1 protein-coding gene is annotated in these 1,005 nt (G+C 66.9%); it reads left to right on the top strand.

Features of this window, described 5'->3' with window-relative positions; genetic code table 11:
- Window positions 1-121: 121 nt before the first annotated feature.
- Complete coding sequence (locus tag ABGA94_RS02540; RefSeq protein WP_375366306.1) at window positions 122-943, top strand: hypothetical protein; 822 nt, start codon at window positions 122-124, stop codon at window positions 941-943.
- The last annotated feature ends 62 nt before the right edge of the window (window positions 944-1,005 follow it).

Here is a 1,005-nt window from a genome sequence, read left to right as displayed (position 1 = left end):
GTGTGCGGACCAACGGTCCGCACCCACCAGTCGATGGCGGTCCGCACCCACCGACGGCGGCGCAGCCGAGCGTGGGCTCGGTTCTACAATGGCTGCGGTATCACCCACGGAAGGAAGACCCATGCAGGACGCGCAGTACTGGTTGAACGAATTCTGGTCGGGCCTGAGCGTGCTCGATCTGGTGGGCGGCAGCGTGCTCGGTACGCTGCTCGGCCTGGTGCTGGGCATCGCCGGCTGGCGCTGGCTGCATCGCCATGGTTGGTTGCAGCGGCGCAAGCGCTGGCATCACTGGCTGCTGGCCAGCTACGTGGTGCTGCTGCCGCTGGCCACTGCCTTCTTCGGCCTGCAGCTGGGTTTCACTGCCGGTGCGCACCGCGCGCTGTTCAAGCAGCTCGATCATTTCCAGCCGCACCTGCAGACCCTGGTGGAAGGCTGGAGCGAAGGTTTTACCGATTCGCTGGACGACCCGCGCATGCGCGAGGCACTGCGCAGCCAGGGCACGGTGGGCGACGTCGCCGACACCATCGCCTCGGCCTACCTCAGCGAGCATCCGCTGCCCGGCCTGGACCGTCTTGGCAACGGCCCGTTGGCACGTGGTACCGGCTGGGTGATCGGCAGGGTGCGTGAGGGCCTGCTGCGCAGCATGGTGGAAGACACGCTGGTGGACAGGGCCGGTACCCTCGGCCTGGAACCCAAGGTGGTGCGCGAGGCGCTGACCATGCACGTCGATGAGCTGCTGCACACCCGTGGCGTGCTGCGGCTGGTGAAGGCGCAGATCAACGGCATGATGCCGGGCGTGTACTTCGGGCTGCTGTTGCCGTTGTTGATCATCGCGCTGCTGGTGGCGCTGGAGATCTGGGCTGCGCAGCGGTTCGGGTGGGCGCGGCAGGGGGTAGTGCCGGCCGTTGGCCGGCAATTGCAGGTTCCTGCCGAAGGTTCATGAGGTTGCCGGTGCATGGGGTCAGATACCTTTTCCACAGGAAAAGGGATCTGACCCCGAGCCGG

This window comes from Stenotrophomonas sp. 3diitr2024 (assembly GCF_042136455.1).
Classification (GTDB): Bacteria; Pseudomonadota; Gammaproteobacteria; order Xanthomonadales; family Xanthomonadaceae; genus Stenotrophomonas; species Stenotrophomonas sepilia.
This window is presented reverse-complemented; position numbering and strand designations above follow the sequence as displayed.

Bases quoted from the DNA above. Each gene is read 5' to 3' on its own strand.
- ABGA94_RS02540 (WP_375366306.1), top strand. From the start codon at position 122: ATGCAGGACGCGCAGTACTGGTTGAACGAATTCTGGTCGGGCCTGAGC.